This is a genomic window from Kitasatospora sp. NPDC093558 (assembly GCF_040683475.1).
Taxonomy (GTDB): Bacteria; Actinomycetota; Actinomycetes; order Streptomycetales; family Streptomycetaceae; genus Kitasatospora.
This window is the reverse complement of sequence record NZ_JBFBDY010001000.1, coordinates 1-1,790: the sequence shown is the minus strand read 5'-3', so window position 1 is coordinate 1,790 and position 1,790 is coordinate 1. Positions and strand designations below refer to the sequence as shown.

Here is a 1,790-nt window from a genome sequence, read left to right as displayed (position 1 = left end):
GCTGGCGGGTGGAGGCGGTGTGCACGCCGTACGCCCTCGGCCCCGGCGGTGACCGGCTGGACGGCGTGCCGGTGGTCGGCCGGCTGACGGACGTCGCCAACCACGTCCGCCGGGACGGCTACCGGGTCGTCGCGATCACACCGGACCCGCACTGGACGCCGGACCGGTTGCAGCGGCTGGCCTGGAACCTGGAGGGCGGCGACGCCGAGATGGTGGTGGCGCCCGTGCTGATGGAGGTGGCCGGCCCGCGCCTGCACGTTGACGCGGTGCTCGGGATCCCGATGCTGCGGGTCAGCATGCCGGCCTTCAGCGGGGGCCGGCGGGCCGTCAAGGAGGTCGTCGACCGGCTGGGCGCCGCGGTCCTGCTGGTCCTGCTCGCGCCGCTGATGGTGTTCGTCGGGCTGGTCGTGCTGGCGGACAGCCGGGGCGGGGCGTTCTACCGGCAGCACAGGGTCGGCAAGGACGGCCGCGAGTTCACCCTGGTCAAGTTCCGCACGATGGTCGCCGGGGCGGACCGGGCGCGCGCCGAACTGGCCGACCGCAACGAGGGCGCGGGACTGCTGTTCAAACTCCGCCGCGATCCGCGGGTGACCCGGGTGGGAGGGGTGCTGCGCCGGTACTCGCTCGACGAGCTGCCGCAACTCCTCAACGTGCTCACCGGCTCGATGTCGCTCGTCGGTCCGCGCCCGCCGCTGCCGGAGGAGTCCGCCGCGTACGGCCCGGACATCCGGCGGCGGCTGCTCGTCAAGCCCGGGCTCACCGGCCTGTGGCAGATCAGCGGGCGCAGCGACCTGCCGTGGGAGGAGGCGGTGCGGCTGGACCTGCGGTACGTGGAGGACTGGTCGCTGGCCCTCGACACGGTGATCTTGTGGAAAACGCTGCGTGCGGTGCTTCACGGGCAGGGGGCCTACTGAAGCACGGGGGTGTCGTCCGAACGGTGCGCGGATGGCCGGCCCATGGGGCCTGCCCGAGGGGAGGAACGGGTCATGAGGGTCAGCGTCTTGGGGCTCGGTTACGTGGGCTGCGTGTCGGCCGCGTGCCTGGCGAGCCTGGGGCACGAGGTCATCGGGGTGGACGTGAACCCGGTGAAGGTCGAGCTGGTCAACGAGGGCAAGGCTCCGGTGGTCGAGGAGCGGATCGGCGAGCTGATCGGGGAGGTCGTGCGGTCCGGGGCGCTGCGGGCGACCGGCGACGTCCGCGAGGCGGTCCTGGGCAGTGAGGTGTCGCTGGTGTGCGTGGGCACGCCGTCGGAGGCCAACGGCAGCCTGTGCACGACGTACCTGGAGCGGGTCACCGAGCAGATCGGCGCCGCGCTGGCCGAGCGGGGCGGGCGGGGTGGCCGGCACACCGTCGTGTTCCGCAGCACCATGCTCCCGGGCACGTGCCTGGACCTGCTGGTGCCCATCCTGGAGAAGCACACCGGCGGCTCGGCCGGGACGGACTTCGGGGTGGCGGTCAACCCGGAGTTCCTGCGCGAGGGCACGAGCGTGCGGGACTTCTTCGACCCGCCGAAGACCGTCATCGGCGAACTCGACCCGGCGAGCGGCGACGTGGTCGCGGCGCTGTACGGCGGCCTGCCCGGCGAGGTGTTCCGGGTGCCGGTCCCGACGGCCGAGGCGATCAAGTACGCGGACAACGCGTTCCACGGCCTCAAGATCGGCTGCGCGAACGAGCTGGGCGCGGTGTGCCGGGCGCTCGGGGTGGACTCGCACCAGGTGATCGACGTGTTCCTGGCCGACCGCAAGCTCAACATCAGCCCCGCCTACCTGCGGCCCGGCTTCGCCTTCGGC

Annotated in this window: 2 protein-coding genes; both read left to right on the top strand. The window is 72.9% G+C overall.

Translation table 11 applies throughout. The annotated features are described in order from the left end of the window. Positions 1-914, top strand: a 914-nt coding sequence (locus AB0O00_RS37830) for an exopolysaccharide biosynthesis polyprenyl glycosylphosphotransferase (RefSeq protein WP_363659227.1), incomplete at its 5' end; no start/stop codon positions are given. Positions 915-986: 72 nt separating this feature from the next. Continuing rightward, a partial coding sequence (locus tag AB0O00_RS37825) for a nucleotide sugar dehydrogenase (protein ID WP_363659226.1) occupies positions 987-1,790 on the top strand: 804 nt, incomplete at its 3' end.